Here is a 20427-nt window from a genome sequence, read left to right on the forward strand (position 1 = left end):
TTTGCATTTGTGTGCGGCACGGCGCATTTCGTATGCGCGACGGCGCGCCAGGACAGGGAGGAGCGATGCGGGAACAGGACAGGGAAGCGGCAGGCTGGACGCGGCGCCAGCTGGACCCGGGGATGGGCGAATGCCGCGCCGACCAGAGGCAGGTCGACCAGGGCTTGCTGCTCGTGCATTCCGATTACCGTCCGCGGCTGGCGCTCGTCGAGCCATCGAAGCATGACGACGCGGCCGGCATGGTGATCACCATCGGCCTGCAAGGCGCATCCTGCTACACGACGCGCGATGGCGAACAATTGCGTTTCCGGGGTGGCCATACGACGGTGACGGCGTTTCGCCACACGAGTGGCGAGCGCCGTTTCGAGGCGAATCAACGGGCGGCGCAATTGCGCGTGCTGGTCGCTGAAGACGCGCTGGCGCGCTACTGGCCGGAGGGCCTGGCGTCATTGTTACCCCACGGTGGCGCGCGCCAGCTGGCGCATGCGGCCACCACGGCTGCCTCTGCCCTGCATGCGCGGGCGCTGCTGCGTGCGACGGACCCGCTGGCCGTGCATATCGGCGTGCTCAGTGTCCTGGCGGAACAGTTGCGGGCACTGCGCCCGGCGCCCGCGTCCGCTCCCGCGCCGCGCTGGCCCGAGGCCGAGATGATCAAGCTGGAGCGTGCCTACGCGCTGATGCAGGAGCAGATGGCGCAAGACCTCACGCTCGATTACCTGTGCGCGCAAGTGGGGCTGAGCCTATTTAAACTCAAGCAGGGATGGCGCTATCGCTACAACGACAGTCCGCAGCGCACCCTGCTGGCGCTGCGCATGCAGCGGGCAAAGTTACTGCTGGAAAATGGTTGCCAGGTGGCGCAAGCGGGCTGGCAAACGGGCTATCGCCATCCGTCCAATTTCAGCGCCGCGTTCAGCCGCTATTTCGGCTACGCGCCGAAGACCGTGGGACGCGCTGGCACGTAAAAAGCCGGTGTAGAATCGGCGGGCAGCACACTCATATGACCCACAAGGAGACATGATGGCCCGCAAAATCTTTGTCAATCTACCCGTCCAGTCGCTGGAACGTTCCGTGACGTTCTTCACGGCGCTGGGCTTCAGTTTCAATGCCCACTTTACGGATGAAACGGCGACGTGCATGATCGTCGCCGACGACATCTTCGTGATGCTGTTGACGCACGACAAATTCCTGCAATTTACGCCCAAGCAGCTGTGCGATACCAAGGTGGCGACGGAAGTGCTTGTGTGCCTGTCGGCCGAGAGCCGCGGCGAAGTCGATGAGCTGGTGGCGAAGGCCGTCCAGGCGGGCGGCAGCATCTACAAGGAGCCGATGGATTTCGGCTTCATGTATGGCCACAGTTTCCAGGACCTGGATGGACATCAGTGGGAGTTGATGTACATGGAACCAGGCGCCGTACCTGGCTGATAGGTGGTGGTGTCTGGTGGTGTCGGATTACGCGGCGTGCCGCCGCTAAGCCGACCTACGCGACAGATCGGGTAGGTCGGATTAGCGCGGCAACGCCGCGCGTAATCCGACGTCTCCGGCCAGCTCAGGAAGCCAGCGCCAATAAATCGACCACTTCCAGGCCGGCCAGGTCTTGCGTCGTGTTGCCCGCAAACGCGGCGCGGCTCGGCTGGCCGTTCTTCAGCCAGGTGCGCGTGACAGCCTTGATCTGCGCCAGGGTGCAATTGAGCACGCCGGTGCGGAATTGCTGGCGCACGGCTTCCGTCGTGCCGCGCTGCTGCATGTTCCACGCCGTCAGCGCTTCCGCGTATGGCGAGTGCGGCTTGTCGAGGCCCTTGATGACGCAGATGATGGCTTCTTCCACTTGTTCCTGCGAGAAATCGCCGTCGAGGATTTGATCCAGGGTCGTGCCGAAGTCGGCGAACGTGCCGGCCAGGCGCGGATCGCGGTAGGAACTCAACGTGAACGTGCCGGCGCCGGCCGCATAGCTGGCGCTGCCGCCATACGCGCCGCCTTTTTCGCGCAGGGCCGTATGCAGCACCTGGTTGGTCATCAGTTCGGCGGCCACGGCCAGGGCCGAAGCATCCGGATTGTGCACGCCAGGCACGGCCCAGGAAACGAAGCAATGGTTGATCTGGCTCGTCGCATGCAGGGCCGTGTTGGCCAGCGGCAAGGCAGTTGGCGTTGCCGTGTCGCTTGGCGTCGTGGCATCGGCGCTGGCTACCGGCAATTCCAGCAAGCGGGCCAGGGTGATGCCATCTTGCTCCAGGCCTGCGCACAGTACGGTCGGCTGCTGGGCGATGATGTGCGCGTGCAGGGTGTCGAGTTCGCGGGCGATTTCCTGCAAGCCTGCCGACGTCTTGCTCAATTGCTGCAAGCGGCGGTAGAACGGCAGCGCTGCCGGGCCGCCGACGATGTCGTCGAAGCGGCGCGTGGGCGACAGCGGTGCCGCCGCGGCCAGCATGGCGTAGCGGTTGCCCGATTCGGCCAGGCTGGAGAGTTTGTCCTGCACCAGGCTTTCGATCAGGAAAGCCAGGCGTTCTTCTTCATCGAAGCGGGGCTTGGCGATCCAGGCCGACAGCACGGCGGCGATCGCCGCGTGTTCTTCACGCAATCCGCTGGCCGAGAACGACAATTCCACGCGCATCGCTTGTTGCGGGCGGGGAATGGCTTCCAGGCCGATGTGGAACGAGGGGACCATGCTCTGGCGCCAGGCGCTGGCATCGTCGAACGACATGTCGCCCACGCCCAGTTCCGGCGCCAGGTCCGTGTACAGGCGCAGCCAGGGCCACGACGCTTCCGGCAGGTTCGACACGTCGTACAGCACGTTGGCATAGCTGATGCCGTTCGAGGCGATACTGAACGCCACGGCGCCGTCGACGGCCGGGGGAATCGGCAGGGCCGGGCGCGGCAAGGCGCTGACGTCGCCTGGGCGGATGCGCGGCAAGACTTCGGAATTCGATGGCAGTTGCTGATGCGCTTCCAACGCGGCGGACTCGGCGATGATGTGCTCGCGTTCGGCATCCGTCAGCGTCGCTTGCAGGGCCGCCAGCTTGGCGTCTTCCTGCGCGGCGCGGTCCGTGAAGTAGGCGCTGTCGGGCACCACGTGGGTGGTCAAACGGGTCGGATTGGCGATCAGCTCGCGCACCAGCTGCTTGAAGAATTCCGGGTCTTCGATCTGCTGTTCCAGGGTTTCCAGGATGGCCGCGTTGTCGAACGCATCCATCACGTCGCCGCCGTACATGGCCAGCGGCAAGGCGTGCAGCAAGCGGCCCAGGCCGTATGGCATGCGGCCGCTGCTGATTTCGCGCTGGCTGTACTTGATGTCGCGCAAGGCCGCGTGCAGCACGGCGGCGGGAATACCCTCTTCCGCCGTCTCTTCCAGGGCCGTCCAGATGCGCTGGTGCGCATCGGCGATCTGTTCCTGCGTCAAGCCTTCCATGCCGATGTGGAACACCATCTGGCGGATGCCTGCGTCGCGGCCATTCATATCCGATGGGCGGCCATAGCCGGCCGATTCCATGGCGCGCATGACGGGCGCCGACGATTCGCCCAGCAAGCCGTGCGACAGCAGATGCGCGTGGTAGTACGCGATGGGGTCGCTCGACTCGCCCATCAGCCAGGCGAATTGCAGGCCGAACTCATCGTCGCGCGCTTCCTGCGACGGAATCTTGACGATGTTTTCCTGCGGCGCGGTCCACGCGGGCGCCAGCTGCGGCAGGCGGCGTTCGGAGAAACCGCTGAGCTTGGACAGCACGCGCTCGGCGACTTGTTCCTGCACGGCCGACGCTTCGATATTGCCGGCGGTCATGATCACGGCTTGCGACGGATGGTAGTGGCTGGCGTGGAATTCTTTCAGCATGGCATGCGTCAGTTCCGGGATCACCAGCGGATCGCCGCCCGACTCCACTTCATACGTCGTGCCCTTGAGCAAGGCGCTGGCGATGCCGCTGTCGAGCGCGCGCATGGGGCTGTTGAAAGCGCCCTTCATTTCATTGAAGACGATGCCCTGGTACACGAGCTTGTCGCCTTCGAACGCATGGCGCCAGCCTTCCTGGCGGAAATTCAGGTAGTCGAGGTTCGGGAAGAAGGCCGCGTCCAGGTACACGTCGAGCAAGTTGAAGAAATCCTTGCGGTCGGTGCTGGCGAACGGGTACACGGTGCGGTCCGGATAGGTCATCGCATTCATGAACGTGGCCGTCGAGCGGCGCAGCATCGAGAAGAAGGGGTCGCGCACCGGGTAGCGGGACGAGCCGCACAAGGCCAGGTGCTCGAGGATGTGGGCGCGCCCGTCGCTCACTTCCGGCACAGTGGGAAAGGCCACCAGGAACACCATCTCAGCCTGCTCGGTATGCATGTGGATATGGCGCATGCCCGTTGCTGGCTCGACATATTGCTCGATGGTTGCCTGCAAGACTGGAATGAAGTTGCTGCTGACTTTTTCAAATGTGCTCATGCGGTATGGGATCTCTGCGGTAGGTGATTCGGAGTGTCGGTGGGGCTGCATCACATATGGGGGCAAACTGGCGCAATGCCAGGGCGGGCCTCAGTTTGATGCCTGTATGAAGCTTTTCCCTATTGTACTAGGAGTATTCGTGCGCCGCCGCCGGGGCCGTGCTGGCGGCTGGAAAAGCGACAGTGTTGCAAAATAGATTATATTTCGGTGGCTGGCGTCTCCGAATGAAAGCTTAGCGTACCATGCGCCTTTTGCTGTCCAGACTGACCCGAAGGCGCCTACCTTGTCCCGACTTTCCTTTCGCCAACTGTTATTTGCCGCCTTCATTTTGACGACGGGCATTTTGACGGCCACCTCCGTGCAAGCCTTGCTGACCCTGGAACACCTGGCGCGGCTGGGGCGCGAGACGGCGGCGCAGGCGATTGCCTTGACGGAACAGTCGCAGCGCCTGTCCGAGCGCACGCTGGCCATGGAGCGCAGCGCGCGCCAATTCCTCGTGCTCGACGACCCCGTGTTCCGCGAGCGCTACGCGGCGGCCCGCGACGAAGCGACGGCGGCGCTGCAAGTGCTGAACCGTGCCACGCCCGAGTTCGCTCCCCAGCTGGCCGACGAATGGACGGTGCAGGCGCAATCGGCGTGGGAAGTCTTGCAAGCGGGTAAGCGCCGCAAGCGCGATGGCCATGCCGTCGTGTACCGCGCGTTTGCCCGCATGACGCAGATCAATGACAGCCTGGCGCGCGAAAGCAAGACGGAAATCGGCAGCCGCAACGACGCCCTGCTGGCCGAGCTGGAACGCCAGCGCCGCCTGCTGGGCGTGCTGGTGGGCGGCGCCGTGCTGCTGGCGGCCGTGCTGGCCACCTGCTTTGGCTTCTTGCTGTCGCGCCCGCTGCGCCGCATCGAGACGGCCATCGAGCGCCTGGGCGACAAGCGCTACGACCAGCCCATCGTCGTCGGCGGACCGGCCGATACGCGCCGCCTGGGCCAGCAGCTCGACTGGCTGCGCCAGCGCCTGGCCGATCTCGATGCCGACAAGGAGCGTTTTCTGCGCCACATTTCGCATGAGCTGAAAACGCCGCTGGCTGCCCTGCGCGAAGGCGTGGCCTTGCTGGAAGACGAGGTGGCCGGCAAGCTTAGCGACAGCCAGCGCGAAATCGCCGGCATCCTGCAGCAAAACACGGCCTCGCTGCAAACCCAGATCGAAGACTTGCTGCGCTACAATACCGCCGCTTTTGACGCCCAGCACCTGGCGCACAGCAAGGTCGATTTGCTGGTCTTGCTGCAAGATGTGGTGGCCGGGCAGCGCCTGCAATGGCTGGCGCGCCGTTTGACGGTCGAGGTGCAGGGCGAGTCCCTGATCGTGCAGGCCGACCGCGACAAGCTGGCGACGGCCTTGGCGAACCTGCTGTCGAATGCCGTGCGCTTCAGCCCGGAAGGCGGCACCGTACGGTTTACCCTGTCTTGCGAAGGCGGCCGCGTGCGCATCGACTGCATCGACGAAGGAGCCGGCGTGGCGCCCGAGGATGCCGCGCGGATTTTTGAACCGTTTTACCAGGGAGTGCGCCAGGCGGCCGGCGCGCGCAACGGCAATGGCATCGGCCTGTCCATCGTACGCGAATATATCGCCGCCCACGATGGCAGCGTCACTCTTTTACCGCGCCCCGCCGGCGCGCATTTTCGGATAGAACTGCCCTTATGATGACGAGAATTTCCCTGGCCGGCATGGCCGCCAGCGCGCTGCTATTGGGTGCTTGCGCCGCCAAGCCCCCCATCCAGACGCCCGTGCTGGTGCAAACGCCGCCGCGCGTGGTGGTGGTGGCCGATCCCCAGCTGACCGAATTGCTGGCGTATCAAGGCGCCTTGCGCCTGATGACGCCGTCGGAACTGGTGAAAGCGCAGCTGGACCTGGCCAAGGCCGATCACGCGCCGCACAACACGCTGCGCCGCGCCATGCTGCAAGCGGCCTTGCGTGGTCCCGGCGACCTGGCCCGCGCGCAAGCCTTGCTGGAACCGCTGGCCACGGCCACGGGCAAGGACGCGCAATTGCTGGCACCGTTGGCGCAATTGCTCGGCAGCCAGTATGCGGAGCTGCGCCGCCAGGATGAGAGCATCGACAAGCTCAACACGCAGTTGCGCGACGCCCAGCGCCGCATCGACCAGCTCAATGAAAAACTGGAAGCACTGAAAAACATCGAGCGCAGCCTGTCCGTGCGCCCTGCCGCGGGAGCGCCGAAATGAGCGAGCACGCCCACATTCTATTGGTCGACGACGATCCCGACCTGCTGCGCCTGCTGACCATCCGCCTGAAGGCGGGCAACTATCGGGTCACGGCCGTGGGCAGCGCGGAAGCGGCACTGGCGCGCCTGGCCGTGGAATTGCCGGCCCTGGTCATTACCGACGTGCAATTACCGGGCCGCGACGGCCTGGCCTTGTTCGATGAAATCCGCCGCCAGCATTCGGCCCTGCCCGTGATTCTCTTGACGGCGCACGGTACCATCCCCGACGCCGTCGACGCGACGGCACGCGGCGCGTTTGCGTATCTGACAAAGCCGTTCGACGGCAAGCTGCTGATGGAAAAAGTGGCGTATGCCATCAACTTGTCCACCGTCATGCCGGCCGCGGCATCCGGCGACGAGAGCTGGCGTGCCGAGTTGATCAGCCGCAGTTCGCAGATGGCCGAACTGCTGGCCGAAGCCAAGCTGGTGGCGGGATCGGACGCCAGCATCCTGATCCGCGGACCCTCCGGCACGGGCAAGGAATTGCTGGCGCGCGCGCTGCACAACGCCAGCCGCCGCGCCAAGGCGCCGTTCATTGCGGTCAACTGTGGCGCCATTCCCGAGCAGCTGCTGGAATCGGAACTGTTTGGCCACGTCAAAGGCTCGTTTACGGGGGCCGTCGGCAACCGCGAAGGCTTGTTCCAGGCGGCCGATGGCGGCACCCTGTTTTTAGATGAGATCGGCGACATGCCCTTGCCGCTGCAGGTGAAACTGCTGCGCGTGCTGCAGGAACGGGCCGTGCGCCCCGTGGGCGCCGACCAGACGCGTCCGGTCGACGTGCGGCTTCTGTCCGCCACGCACCGCGACCTGGACGTGGCCATGCAGGAGGGGCAATTCCGCGAAGACTTGTATTACCGCCTGAACGTGGTGACCTTGACCCTGCCGCCGCTGGCCGAGCGCCGCGAAGATATCTCCCTGCTGGCGAACCATTTCCTGCAGAAACTGGCGGCCAAGTACCAGAAACCCCTGAATGGCTTCGCGCCCGATGCCTTGACTGCCCTGGTGGCCGCGCCATGGCCCGGCAATGTGCGCCAGTTGGTCAATGTCGTCGAGCAAGTGTGCGCGCTGGCCACGGCGCCGCTGGTGCCCTTGTCCCTGGTGCAGCGCGCGCTGCGCGTGCCGTCCCTGGAGGCGCTCAGCTACAACGAAGCCAAGCAGCGCTTCGAGCGCGACTACCTGATTCAATTGCTGCGCCTGACGGACGGCAACGTGGCCGACGCGGCCCGCCTGGCCGACCGCAACCGCACGGAGTTCTACCGTTTATTACAGAAATACGAGCTGACGCCGGCCCTGTTCCGGCTTGACGGCGACCCTGTCGCTGAATAGCGACAAAAATAAAGCCTTGAAAATCAGGGGCTTGGCGTAAAACATTGACGGTCTTGCCACAAGCTGTCGCTGTCAGGCGACAAAAAACCCCGTTTTTCCGGCCAGATCGCTGCGAAATACGCTGGAAAAATCGAGTTCGAATGTAAGTCGTTGATTTTCAATGAAATTTAAAAGCTGGCACGGTGCTTGCTGTATGGGTAGATGTGACGCTTCAAAGTGTTGCTTTATCCAAGTAAGAAGCTTTTAACTTCATTGAGAGGAACTACCATGCAAACATCGAAACTGTTCAATACCCTGGTCGCCGCTATCGTACTGTCGGGCGCCTCGATCACCGCTTCGCATGCAGCTGACTCCGCCCCAAAAGCACAAGCTCCTGCTGACACCGTAGTGGCCGCCAACGCTGCCGCTGCCGTCCCTGATGAAACCATCACTTCCTCGGCCAAGGCCGCCCTGAGCGCCGATGCGCAAGCCGCTGCCTTGCCAGTCAAGGTAGCAACCCAGCAAGGTGTGGTCGTCCTGTCGGGCGACGTGCCGAGCGCCGAAGCGGGTGACCGCGTCGTGCAGATCGTCGCTTCCGTGAGCGGCGTGAAAGAAATCAAGAACGAGCTGAAAGTCAAAGCCGCCGGTTAATCCCCTCGCGCTGTACTTTACTCCGGGTTGCCCTGTCTGCGGACAGGGCATTTTTTTTGTCTGTCCGGTTTGCGCCGAAAAGCCAGGCCATGCCATCAGGCAAGGAATTGGGCAATACAGGTAGAATAGCCAGTACTGGCGCCGCTCCCGGCGCTGTTTGTCATCCCCGGCACAGCATGCTGTTGCAAGGCTGCGCCGTTACCAGGCTACCGAATGTCTTCTTTTTCCCCCGCTGCCCTGCTGCGCAATCTGAAACCCGATAATTTCACCATCGCCCTGCTCGTCACCGTGGGGCTGGCTACTTTCCTGCCCTGCACGGGCCAGACGGCCGTGGTCTTTGGCAACATCACCACTGTTGCCATCGGCGCCCTGTTCTTCCTGCATGGCGCCAAGCTGTCGCGCGAAGCCGTGGTGGCCGGCGCCATGCACTGGCGACTGCACTTGCTGGTGCTGGCCAGCACCTTTGTCCTGTTTCCGCTGCTGGGCCTGGCCCTGCGTCCGCTGGCGCTGACCTTCCTGACGCCCGACCTGTACATGGGCATTTTGTTCCTGTGCGCGCTGCCCTCTACTGTGCAATCATCGATCGCCATGACGGCCATGGCGCGCGGCAACGTACCGGCCGCCATCTGCAGCGCCTCGGCCTCGAACTTCATCGGCATCTTCCTCGCCCCCATCCTGGTGGGCTTGCTGGTGGCCAAGGGCGCGGAAAGCAAGTCGTCGGTGGACGCCGTGCTGTCCATCGTCATGCAACTGCTGCTGCCATTCCTGGCCGGCCAGTTCCTGCGTCGCTGGATCGGCCGTTGGGTTGACCGCCATAAAGCCACCCTGAAATATGTCGATCAGGGTTCGATCTTGCTGGTGGTCTACACGGCCTTCAGCGAAGCCGTCAGCGAAGGCCTGTGGCATACGATTTCGGTGGAAACCCTGGTCGCCCTGGGCTTGATCAGCCTGCTGCTGCTGGCGCTGGTGCTGGGCATTTCCACCTTCATCAGCCGCCGCCTGGGTTTCAACAAGGAAGACGAAATCGCCATCGTCTTTTGCGCCTCGAAGAAAAGCCTGGCCAGCGGCGTGCCGATGGCCAAGGTGCTGTTTTCCACCCGTTCGCTGGGCATGGTGATCTTGCCGCTGATGTTGTTCCACCAGATTCAGCTGATGATCTGCGCCGTGATCGCGCAACGCTATGCGCGGCGCGATGAGGGGCAGGAAGTGCCGGCTTCAACGCTGTGATGGCTATCCTGCCCTAGCAGCAGCGCTTGCCGCAGCCCCTCGACTATCGCGGCGTAAGCCTGCTGCCGACTCTCCTCATCGGGCGCGCGCAGCACATACGAGGGGTGATATACGGCGACCACCCAGCGCCCATCGTGCCGGATGGGCGTGCCGACCAGCGGCGTCATGCTTGCCGTGCCGTCCTGCAGGATGGACTTCAATGCCGTGCTGCCCAGCGCCACGATCACTTGCGGTTTTACGCTGGCCAATTCCTGTTCCAGCCAGCCATGGCAGGCGAGGATCTCGCGCTGCGCTGGCGTCTTGTGCAGGCGGCGCTTGCCGCGTGGTTCCCACTTGAAATGCTTGACGGCATTGGTCAGGTAAATACTGTCGCGTGCCATGCCCGCTTCCTGCAGCGCCTGGTCTAGCAGCGCGCCAGCCGGGCCCACGAACGGCAAGCCCGCCAGGTCTTCCTGGTCGCCCGGCTGCTCACCCACCAGCATGATGCGCGCCTGAGAAGGCCCCGTGCCGGGCACGGCTTGCGTGGCGTGCTGCCACAGCGTGCAGCGGCGGCACTGGTCCAGGGTGGTGGGCAGTTCGCGCGCGGGCTGGGCGCGCTCGGCGGAGACCGGGATCATGGTCGCGCCGCTGCGCTGACCCACGCTGGCCGTCTGGCCCGTGCGCCGTTCGCCATTCGCGGCGCCGCTGAGCATGGCAGGCACGATGGCGCCTTCGGGCAAGTTCTTCCAGAAGCGCGAGGGGATATGGCTGCGCAGCAGGCCGGCATTGACGCGCGCCGGATTGAAGATGCTGCGGTAGTAGGTCAGCCACAAGGCTTCACCTGCATCGTCGATATCGGCCGCTCCGCTCAGCAGAGCCGGTCCCGCATGCAAGGTCGAGCCATCCCACAGCATGCTGGCGGCGGGCGTGGCGATCATCCAGCTGGCAGATCCCATGCGGCGGGCGAAGTGGCGCGCCACCTGCGGCAGCACGTCGTGCGTGGGCTCGAACCAGGCCACGAAGCGGGGCGCCCCCTCGGCTTTGCTGCGTTCGCGGAAACGCACATACGCATGCATATCGTGCTCCTCGCGGCGCACGGCCTTGGCCATGGCGTGCAGGCGCGCGCCGTCCGCGTCGGCGGGAGAAAGTACATCGTGCTGGTCCAGTTGCCAGCGCCAGAGCACCTGGTACAGGAATGCCCAGCGGTCATGCACGTTGAAACAGGCGGCGCTTTCCAGCAATTCCACCAGGGAACGGGGCAGGCGCAGCAGTGGCGCGCTGGTATCCGTCGCATCTGGCGTCGAGGAAAACAGGTCGCCATCACCGGGCTGTGACTGCCAGGCAACGTCGGCAGGCGGCACGCCGCGCGCGATCAGTTCGCGCGCGGCCGCGCGCCACTCGTCGAACGATTGCGCCAGCCGCACCACCGTACTCATGCGGCCTGCAGCTCCGGCCATAAATTCATCTGCTGCGGCGCTTCCGCCATGGCGCGGCGCAGGTGTTCCGAGGCGGTGGTGTCGCGCGCGGGAAAGTAGTCGGCCGTGATGATGAAGGGGGCGATTTTCTTCATGCTGCAGCGCAGGCGCGACAGGTCGGCGTAGCGCACTTGCCGCAACTGGCGCAGGTCGACGATGCGCTGCGCGTTGCGCAGGCCGATGCCGGGCACGCGGGCAATCATGTGCTGCGCCGCGCGGTTCAAGTCCAGCGGAAAATGTTCGCGGTGCGCCAGCGCCCACGCCAGTTTCGGATCGATATCGAGCGCCAGGTTGCCGCCCGTGGCGGGCAGCAGTTCGCTGGCCTGGAAACCATAGCTGCGCAGTAAAAAGTCGGCCTGGTACAGCCGGTGTTCGCGCAGCATGGGCGGCGGCGCCAGCGGCACGCTTTTCGGGCTGTCGGGGATGGGGCTGAAGGCCGAGTAATACACGCGCTTGAGTTTGTAGCTGCCGTACAGGGTCTCAGCCGTGGAGAGGATTTGCTGGTCGTCGCTGGCGTCGGCGCCGACGATCATTTGCGTGCTTTGCCCGGCCGGCGCGAAGCGCGGCGCGCGCGGTTCTTCCGCTTTCTCATCGAGCTTGCGGCGGATGGCGCCCATGGCCAGCTTGATCGTATGCACGCTTTTTTCCGGCGCCAGCTTTTGCACGCTGTCTTGCGTCGGCAGTTCGATATTGACGCTGAGCCGGTCGGCATAGCGGCCCGCCTGCGCGATCAGGGCGGGATCGGCGTCCGGGATGGTTTTCAGATGGATATAGCCGCGGAACTGGTGCACCTCGCGCAACTCGCGCGCCACCTGCACCAGCTGCTCCATCGTATAGTCGGCCGACTGGATGATGCCGGAACTGAGGAACAGGCCATCGATATAGTTGCGCAGGTAAAAGTCGGCCGTCAGCTTGACCACTTCGGCCACCGTAAACCGCGCGCGCGGCACGTTCGAACTACGGCGGTTGACGCAGTACTGGCAATCGTACAGGCAGTAATTCGTCAGCAGCACTTTCAGCAGAGAAACGCAGCGCCCGTCCGGCGTATAGCTGTGGCAAATGCCCATGCCGGAGGTGGCGCCAAAGCCCTCCTTGCCGATGGAATCGCGCTTGGGCGCGCCGCTGCTGGCGCAGGACGCGTCGTACTTGGCCGCGTCGGCCAGGATTTCCAGCTTGTCCGTCAATTCCATGGCTCACCCTGATATACTGTGTTTATATACAGTATATCAGGAATGTGCAGCGACATTGCCTGCAAAGGGCCGTGTCTTTTGAATATGGAAGAATGGCCTGAAAACGGTAAGGACATTACGTATAAGCAATGAAATATAGTGCTAACATGTCAATGTTAGCTGGAGTTTCATTCTTTGAGACGCTTAGCCAAAAATACCTCCGATTCACTCTCATGTTCAGCCTATTCCAGAAAAAACTCGTTTTAGTATTCCTCGTCCTCTTCTTCCAGAGTCCGTTTGCGCAAAGCTACACCATGCCCACCATCACCGTTACCGCCGAGCGGGAACGGCAGGCCTATGAAGACTGCATCGCCATGAGCGGTGTATTTTGCCGCTGGCCCGGCGACATGTTCGACCTCTACAACCGTCCCTCGCGCGGTGCCGGCACGCCAGGCCCCGCCAATACCGATGCCGCGCCATCGAATGCCAATACGAATATCAATCGCTGCGGTGCCATGACGGCGCATCCGGTGGTCATTGCCACCGGCGAGAAGATCAAGCCTGAGGTGGATTTCCAGTCCTTGGGCCTGTACGGCCTGGGGCTGAAGCGAACCTATCGCAGCAAGCATGCGGTCGGCACCCTGTTCGGACCGCAGTGGCTGTCCAACGTGGATGTGCCCAGGTTGAATGAACCGAATTGCGGCAATACGGGAACGGGGCGATGCATACCCCGTTCCGTGACGGTGACCGATCCCACCGGCAGCACGACCAATTATCAATTTGTCGGGGAAAACGAGTTCCCCTCCACCTTGGACCCGAAAGCCGGTTCTTACTTATACCTGTCAGGAAAATCGGCGCGCAGGGGAGAAATGGTCTACACGCCGGGAATGGGATGGGTCCTGTGGGCCAATGGCAATACGTATACCTATAATAAAGTGGGTGCCATCGTCTCCATCATGGAAGGTGCTAGCGCGCAACTCAATTTCCAGTACGGCGCCAATCCCAACCAGCTTGCCAGTGTCAGCAACAGCAGCGGCCAGCTGATCCAGTTCACCTGGGGCGGCAATGGCAAGGTGAGCCGCGTGCGTGATCCGGCGGGCAATGACTGGAACTATGAATACCATGCCAGCGGCATGCTCGCCAAGGTCACGGCGCCAGCCAGCCAGGAGGTACGCGAGTATCACTACGAGACGGCCAATCCCGTTTTGTTGACGGGGATCAGCATCAATGGGCAGCGCCATGGCCGCTATGCGTATTTCGCCGATGGCCGGGTCAGCGAAAGCGGCCTCGAGGGTGGAGAGGAGCGCGAGACGTTCGTCTATGGCGTCAATCAAACGACGGTGACCGATGCGCGTCAACAAGCGACCACCCACAAGTTTGCCCTGATCGGTGGCGAGCTGAAGCCGACATCGGTTTCCCGCGCCGGCACGGCGACGTGCGCCGCGGCGGCCGCCAGCACCGCGTATGATGCCAACGGCTACGTCGACTATACGCTGGACTGGAATGGCAACAAGACGGACTACAGCTATGACGCCGGCGGCCGCCTGCTGAGCCAGACGACGGCGGCAGGCACGGGCGCGGCGCAGACGGTCGTGCATAGCTGGAATGGGAATGAAATTGAGAAGACCGAATACCGCAATGCGGGCAACGTAGCCTACTTGCGCGTCAGCTATACCTACTACCATGCGTGGGCCCCGTCGGGAAAGCTCGAGAGCGAAACCTGGGATGACCTGAAGACCGGCAAGCAAAAGAAATTCGTGCACACGTACACGTTTTATCCGAACAGCACCATGTCGAGCTGGACAGTATCGCGCAGCCTGCCTGGTGGCGCGGCAGTCACGCGCTATGACTACGACACGCGCGGCAACCTGACTGGCATGACGAATCCGCTGGGCCACCAGCAAGCGTGGGCAGGCCATGACGGCATGGGGCGCCCATCGAGCTATACCGACAGCAATGGTGTCGCCAGTACCTATGCTTACGATGACATGGGCCGCCTGCTGGCAACGACGCTCAATGGCAGCCAGACGACGCATCTTGCCTATCATGCGGGCGACCTGGTGCGTTCCATCAGTTATCCGGACGGCAGCATGACGCAGTATCAATACACGGCCGGCGGCCGGGTCGAATATGTCGGCAATGCACTGGGGGAATTCACGCATATTGCGGTGAATGTTCCCGACAACAGCGTGCGTGTGAGTTCCGCCCTGCATCACGCGGAGGTGAGTGCTGGCCTGCCAGTCCCGGTTGCTGCCGGTGAGTTGAGCGCCACGATGGAAACGGATACCCTGGGCCGTCCGTACAGCGAGCTTGGTAACAATGGTCAGCGTCTCGACAAACGATACGATCACAATGGCAATCTCGTGAGCGTTACCGATGCGGCTGGCCGCTCGACCTCATATGCGTATGACGCCGCGAATCGTCTCGTCAAGATGACCGCGGCCGATGGCGGGGTAACCGTAAGGGCCTATGATGCCGAAGGCAGGCTGGCATCGGTGACCGATCCGCGCCCGCTGCAAACGCGTTATACCTATAATGGTTTTGGGCAGGTGACCAGCATCGTCAGTCCGGACACGGGTACCACCACATATGGCTATGACGCTGCGGGCCGGCTGGAAAGTGAAACACGTTCCGATGGCAGAGTTACCCGCTACACCCTGGATAGTCTGGATCGTCAAATATCACGCAGTAATAGTGGTGAAACCGAGAAATTTACCTATGACGAGGGACGGTTTGGCAAGGGGCGCCTGACTGGTTTCACGGATCTGACGGGGTACACCAGCTACGCCTACAACGCATCTGGGCAGCTCACTGTACAAGTCAATAATATATACGGCACCAGCTATACGACTGTCTGGGACTATGATGCCGCTGGTCGCCTGGAGGGCATCCATTACCCATCGGGCACGCGTACCTTTTATTCGTACGATGCTTATGGCCGCGTGAGTGAACTGTTGACGAATGCGACCGGTGTGTGGACGAAACTCGTTGATTCAGTCCTGTATCAGCCGGTCAGCGGCCAGCCTCATGCATGGCGCTACGGGAATAATTTACCGCGCAGAGTGACGCTGGATGCGGATGGCCGTATTACGCGCATTTCCGGCAATGTGGAAAACGTGGAATATCGCCATAACAGTACGAATCAGATCATTGCCATGATCGATTCGGGCAATGAGCATATGAATCAGGGAATTGACTATGATGCTGCTGACCGCGTAGGACTGGTGACGCGCCGGATCGACTATCAGAGTTTCTCCTGGGACCAGGCTGGCAATCGTACAGGCCAGGCCAGGAAAGGCAGCAATTATAGTTTCGTGCTCGATAGCGGCAGCAACCGGCTCGCATCATGGAGCGGCAATGGCGAGTTTCGTAACTTCAGCTACAACCCCGTGGGCACGCTGGCCAGCGAATCGCGCCATGATGGCAGCCGTTCCTATACCTACGATGGATTCAACCGCATGCGTGGCGTGATCGTCAATGGCCGTTATGTCGGAGACTATCGCACCAATGCGCTGAACCAGCGCGTGCAAAAAGATGGAGCCGGTGGCATCACGCAAGCCATTTATGGTCCGGGCGGTGAACTGCTGGCAGAAGTGGGAGCGCAAACCAGTCATTATTTCTGGTTCAACGGCGAGCTGATTGGCTTGGCGCGTGCCAACCAGGTTTACTTTAGTCATAACGATCACCTGGGTCGTCCCGAAGTCATGAGCAATGCCAGTGGTGCCGTTGTATGGCGCGCCGCCAATGCCGCATTTGACCGCGCCGTCATCGTCGACACGATTGGCGGCCTGAATATCGGCTTCCCGGGCCAGTACTATGATGCCGAATCGGGCCTGTGGTACAACTGGCACCGCTACTATGATGCATCGCTGGGAAGGTATTTGCAGAGCGATCCGATCGGGTTGGCTGGGGGAATCAATACCTACGCATATGTGAGTGGCAATCCAGTTAGTCTCGTTGATCCTACGGGGCTAGAACCTCCGGCTGGAGCAGTTGCGTTCCGGGATTTCATGCGCAGCATTTGGCCCATGCCAGGTTTCACTAATCAGATCTCCGGTGCCACACGTGATTTCACGCGCAATTACAATGACATGCGAACTGCTAACACGATTGGCGCTGACAAGTACTTCCACTGCAAAGCCAACTGCGAAGCAACTCAGAGGGGATGGGTCGGTGAGAAGACAGCTTGCGTTATCTCGGACGTCCGCGAGGGGGTTGACCAGTACGTGAAATTGGACCCGGCGAGTGCTTCGGCAGCCGATCAAGTTGCCAATATGGCAGGCCGCTCAGAGGCACGCTCAGGAGGGACGTGTGAGGCCGTGTGCAGCACGTTCCGCCCTAACGGTTTGTCTAATTCTTATTGAGGAAATGATGAAACGACCGTTTCTTATAGGCGTTCTCTTGCTTCTGGCGGCAGTGCTCATTGCTGCCGGAATATGGATCAAGCGGGAAGCGTCGATTGATAGCTGCCTGGACCGCGGTGGGCGGTGGAATTACGAAGTTGCTGCTTGCGAAGGGGCCACTGAGTAGGTGCAATGAACTCTCTGCGAAGCTGGAGCTCGTTCCCGAAACCGCGATAGGCTCTGGCGTGCGATGGGTGATGAACCTGTCGTCATGCCGCTGGAGCAGAGGGCGATCGATGGCGATGGGAAGAAATTATGCGCAACGGTTTGTGCCGATGTCGGAAGACAGGCAGGCGGCGTAAAAATACAATGCATTAAGACAAGTTCTGCATCGTACGCGCAAAAAAAAGCATTGCCTGCGAGGCTGGGAAAAGGTGATCGATTCTCTGCTGTCAGGTGGTATTGAGATACCGCAGCCAGCTGCCATTTTCCCGGCGCTGGCTGCATTTTCCTCTTTCTCCGATTTGCCATTGCTTGATCCACGCAATGGCAGAACGCTATATATAAGTGTATATTACGGTCCTTGTCACCGTTCACTTACAAGGATACGATCATGCGCCTCACCTCCCTCGCCCGCCTGCTTGGCACCGCTCTTCTCGCTACTGCCGCCAGCTCCGCCTTTGCCGGCGAAGTGGTGGTGTCGGCCGCGGCCAGCCTGACGAATGCGTTCAAGGATGCGGCGCAAAGCTATGAGGCGCAGTATCCGGGCAGCAAGGTGTCCTTGAACTTTGCCGCCTCGGGCGTGCTGCTGCAACAGATCGTCAAGGGCGCGCCCGTCGATGTGTTTGCCTCGGCCGACCAGGAAACCATGGATGCGGCGCAAAAGCAGGGCCTTGTCTTGCCGGCCGACCGCATGGATTTCGTCGGCAACAGCCTGGTGCTGATCGTGCCGCACGATAGCAAGCTGGGCATCAAGAGCCTGGGCGACCTGACGCAAAAAAGTGTGACCCGCGTGGCCATCGCCAACCCGGCCAGCGTGCCCGTCGGCCGCTATTCCGAAGGCGCGCTGAAGAAGGCCAAGCTGTGGGAAGCCGTGCAGCCGAAAGCCATCGGCACGCAAAACGTGCGCCAGTCGCTCGACTATGTGGCGCGCGGCGAAGTCGATGCGGGCTTTGTCTACGCCACCGACGCGGCCATCATGAAGGATAAAGTGAACGTGGTGCTGGACGTGCCGCTCGAGGCGCCCGTGCTGTATCCGATCGCCACCATCAAGGGCAGCAGCAATGCCGCCGAAGCGAAGCGCTTCGTCAGCTACCTGCAGACGGCGCCGGCGCAAGCCATCCTCGCCAAGTACGGTTTCAAGAAGCCATAATTCAGGTAGGCGCCTGCATGGATATCGCTTGGACCGCGCTGGCCCTGTCGCTCAAGGTAGCGGCGTGGGCCACGGCGCTCAATTTGCTGCTCGGCATCGGTACGGGCTATGTGCTGGCGCGCACGCGTTTTCCCGGGCGCGAGCTGCTCGACGCCCTGTTGACCCTGCCGATGGTGATGCCGCCCACCGTACTCGGCTATTACCTGCTGGTGCTGCTGGGCCGGCGCGGCACCCTGGGCGTCTGGCTGCAGGACAGCTTCGGCATCAACCTGATTTTTACCTGGCAGGGCGCCGTGATCGCTTCCACCGTGGTCGCCTTTCCCCTCGTCTTCAAGCCGGCGCGCGCCGCCTTCGAGGCCATCGACGGCCAGCTGGAGCAGGCCGCCCGCGTGCTGGGCATTTCGGAAATGGCGATCTTCTTTCGCGTGACCTTGCCGCTGGCCTGGCGCGGCATCCTCGCCGGCGTGCTGCTGGGCTTTGTGCGCGCCCTGGGCGAATTTGGCGCCACCTTGATGGTGGCCGGCAGCATCCCTGGCAAGACGCAAACCCTGTCGGTGGCCGTGTATGAAGCTGTGCAGGCGGGCCAGGATGACGTCGCCAATACGCTGGTCTTGATTACCTCCTGTGTCTGCATCGTGGTGCTGCTGTCGGCCGGCCGCCTGGCGCCCGGACGCATCGCTCACAAATAACGCCATGCAACTCGACCTCGACCTCCGCGCCACCTTGCGCTCCGGCAAACGCCGCTTCGACATGCAAGTGCAATGCACGTCCGATAGCCAGCGCATCGCCATGTATGGCCCGTCCGGCGCAGGCAAGAGCATGACCCTGAAAGCCATTGCCGGACTCTTCACGCCTGACGCGGGCCATATCCGCCTGAACGGGCGCACCCTGTTCGATGCCGCCGCCGGCATCAACCTGCCGCCGCAGCAGCGCAATGTCGCCTACCTGTTCCAGGATTACGCGCTGTTTCCGCACCTGACGGTGCGCCAGAACGTGGGCTTTGGCCTGGCGCGGGGCTGGTTCAATCCGCGCGCGCGCGAAAAATTGCAGAAGGTCGAGCATTGGCTTGACGCCTTCCACTTGCAGGAACTGGCGCACCAGTTTCCCGACGAGTTGTCCGGAGGCCAGCGCCAACGGGTGGCGCTGGCGAGGGCGCTCGTGGCCGAGCCCAGCGCGCTGCTGCTCGACGAGCCGTTTGCCGCCCTCGATCCGGCCCTGCGTGTCAAAATGCGTTTGGAACTGAGCCAGTGGCAGCAGCGCCTGGACGTGCCCATGATCCTGATCACACACGATCCGGAAGATGCGCGCATCCTCGGCGAGCATGTGCTGTACTTGCGCGACGGACAGATCGATAACAGGGAAGAACACATGGCATTGGGTGAACGCATTGGATAAATCAGCGGCAGCGGAAATCGGCTTGCAAGGCTCGGTATGGATGACGGTGGGCGGAGAAAACCTGGGCGGCGCCGGCCGGGTGGAATTGCTGGGCGCTATCGCCGAATGCGGCTCCATCACGCAGGCGGCCAAGCTTGTGAAGATGAGCTACAAGGCGGCCTGGGACGCCATCGACGCGATGAACAACTTGGCCGGCGAGCCGCTGGTCGAGCGCCTGACGGGCGGCAAGGGCGGCGGCGGCACGCGGCTGACTCAGCGGGGGCGCCAGCTGGTCGACAATTTCCGCATCATCGAGCGGGAGCATGCCCGCTACCTGCGCCAGCTGGGCAGCCAGGCGGAAGGCATCGCCGACGATCTTTTACTCATACGGAGAATGGCCATGAAAACCACGGCACGCAATCAATTCCTGGGCAAGGTGGCCGAACTGAAACAGGGCGCCGTCAACGACGAAGTCACCCTGGAATTGCCCGGCGGCCAGCAGATCGTCGCCATCGTCACGCAAGGCAGCAGCGCAAGCCTGGGACTGGTGCCGGGCGCGGAAGCGTTTGCGCTGATCAAGGCCTCGTCCATCATCCTTGTGGCGGACAGCGAAGGCGCGCGCTTTTCCGCGCGCAACCAGCTGGCCGGCACCGTCACGCGGGTGCAGACGGGCGCCGTCAACACGGAAGTGGTGGTTGACTTGCCGCGCGGCGGCACGATCGCGGCCATCATCACCAACCAGAGCAGCACCGACCTGGGCATCGCCATCGGCAGCAGCGTGACGGCGATTTTCAAGGCATCCAGCGTGATCCTGGGTGTGCCCGCCTAAACCCAAAGCAAGG

At 62.4% G+C, this 20427-nt stretch carries 15 protein-coding genes; 12 read left to right on the forward strand and 3 right to left on the reverse strand.

Annotated elements, in window-relative coordinates; genetic code table 11:
• Positions 1-65: 65 nt before the first annotated feature.
• Together O3297_RS26685 and O3297_RS26690 are read left to right on the forward strand one after the other, a co-directional pair.
• A complete protein-coding gene (locus tag O3297_RS26685; RefSeq protein WP_305050936.1) occupies positions 66-962 on the forward strand; it encodes an AraC family transcriptional regulator in 897 nt (298 codons plus the stop codon).
• 55 nt (positions 963-1017) lie between these two features.
• Complete coding sequence (locus tag O3297_RS26690) at positions 1018-1422, forward strand: VOC family protein (protein ID WP_305051022.1); 405 nt, start codon at positions 1018-1020, stop codon at positions 1420-1422.
• Positions 1423-1546: 124 nt separating this feature from the next.
• On the opposite strand, the gene O3297_RS26695 is transcribed toward O3297_RS26690, so the two are convergent.
• Positions 1547-4417 carry an insulinase family protein gene (locus O3297_RS26695; protein ID WP_305050938.1) on the reverse strand — a complete coding sequence of 957 codons (2871 nt, stop codon included), beginning with the start codon at positions 4415-4417 and terminating at the stop codon, positions 1547-1549.
• 283 nt (positions 4418-4700) lie between these two features.
• Between O3297_RS26695 and O3297_RS26700 the strand changes: the two genes are divergently transcribed.
• The 5 genes from O3297_RS26700 to O3297_RS26720 all read left to right on the forward strand — a co-directional run bounded on the left by O3297_RS26700 (position 4701) and on the right by O3297_RS26720 (position 9873).
• Positions 4701-6113 carry an ATP-binding protein gene (locus O3297_RS26700; RefSeq protein WP_070257870.1) on the forward strand — a complete coding sequence of 471 codons (1413 nt, stop codon included), beginning with the start codon at positions 4701-4703 and terminating at the stop codon, positions 6111-6113.
• On the forward strand, positions 6110-6652 hold the full coding sequence (locus O3297_RS26705) for a hypothetical protein (RefSeq protein WP_305050940.1): 543 nt from the start codon (positions 6110-6112) through the stop codon (positions 6650-6652). Before O3297_RS26700 ends, O3297_RS26705 begins: the two co-directional genes overlap by 4 nt.
• Complete coding sequence (locus O3297_RS26710) at positions 6649-8016, forward strand: sigma 54-interacting transcriptional regulator (protein ID WP_070257872.1); 1368 nt, start codon at positions 6649-6651, stop codon at positions 8014-8016. Before O3297_RS26705 ends, O3297_RS26710 begins: the two co-directional genes overlap by 4 nt.
• A 267-nt stretch (positions 8017-8283) precedes the next feature.
• Positions 8284-8646 (forward strand): BON domain-containing protein, encoded by a 363-nt coding sequence (locus tag O3297_RS26715; RefSeq protein WP_034752546.1) that lies wholly within the window; start codon positions 8284-8286, stop codon positions 8644-8646.
• Between the two features lie 213 nt (positions 8647-8859).
• A complete protein-coding gene (locus tag O3297_RS26720; RefSeq protein ID WP_070257873.1) occupies positions 8860-9873 on the forward strand; it encodes a bile acid:sodium symporter family protein in 1014 nt (337 codons plus the stop codon).
• Here O3297_RS26720 and O3297_RS26725 read toward each other — a convergent pair.
• Positions 9825-11309, reverse strand: a complete 1485-nt coding sequence (locus O3297_RS26725; RefSeq protein WP_305050945.1) for a UdgX family uracil-DNA binding protein — start codon at positions 11307-11309, stop codon at positions 9825-9827. The genes O3297_RS26720 and O3297_RS26725 overlap by 49 nt on opposite strands.
• Positions 11285-12517: a putative DNA modification/repair radical SAM protein gene (locus O3297_RS26730; RefSeq protein WP_305050947.1), complete on the reverse strand. Its 1233-nt coding sequence runs from the start codon at positions 12515-12517 to the stop codon at positions 11285-11287. The genes O3297_RS26725 and O3297_RS26730 overlap by 25 nt, the downstream gene beginning before the upstream one ends.
• A 212-nt stretch (positions 12518-12729) precedes the next feature.
• Between O3297_RS26730 and O3297_RS26735 the strand changes: the two genes are divergently transcribed.
• The 5 genes from O3297_RS26735 (at position 12730) to O3297_RS26755 (ending at position 20414) form a co-directional block, all read left to right on the forward strand.
• On the forward strand, positions 12730-16860 hold the full coding sequence (locus O3297_RS26735) for an RHS repeat-associated core domain-containing protein (protein ID WP_305050949.1): 4131 nt from the start codon (positions 12730-12732) through the stop codon (positions 16858-16860).
• 592 nt (positions 16861-17452) lie between these two features.
• Positions 17453-18211, forward strand: a complete 759-nt coding sequence (modA, locus tag O3297_RS26740) for a molybdate ABC transporter substrate-binding protein (protein WP_305050951.1) — start codon at positions 17453-17455, stop codon at positions 18209-18211.
• 17 nt (positions 18212-18228) lie between these two features.
• Positions 18229-18900, forward strand: coding sequence for a molybdate ABC transporter permease subunit (gene modB / locus O3297_RS26745; RefSeq protein WP_305050953.1), 672 nt, complete (start codon positions 18229-18231; stop codon positions 18898-18900).
• A gap of 4 nt (positions 18901-18904) precedes the next feature.
• Entirely contained in the window at positions 18905-19606 is a 702-nt protein-coding gene (locus O3297_RS26750) for a sulfate/molybdate ABC transporter ATP-binding protein (RefSeq protein WP_305050954.1), read from the forward strand.
• 40 nt (positions 19607-19646) lie between these two features.
• Positions 19647-20414: a TOBE domain-containing protein gene (locus O3297_RS26755; RefSeq protein WP_176385909.1), complete on the forward strand. Its 768-nt coding sequence runs from the start codon at positions 19647-19649 to the stop codon at positions 20412-20414.
• Positions 20415-20427 lie beyond the last annotated feature (13 nt).

Origin of the sequence: Janthinobacterium sp. SUN128 (assembly GCF_030587275.1) — a bacterium.
GTDB lineage: Bacteria > Pseudomonadota > Gammaproteobacteria > Burkholderiales > Burkholderiaceae_D > Janthinobacterium > Janthinobacterium lividum.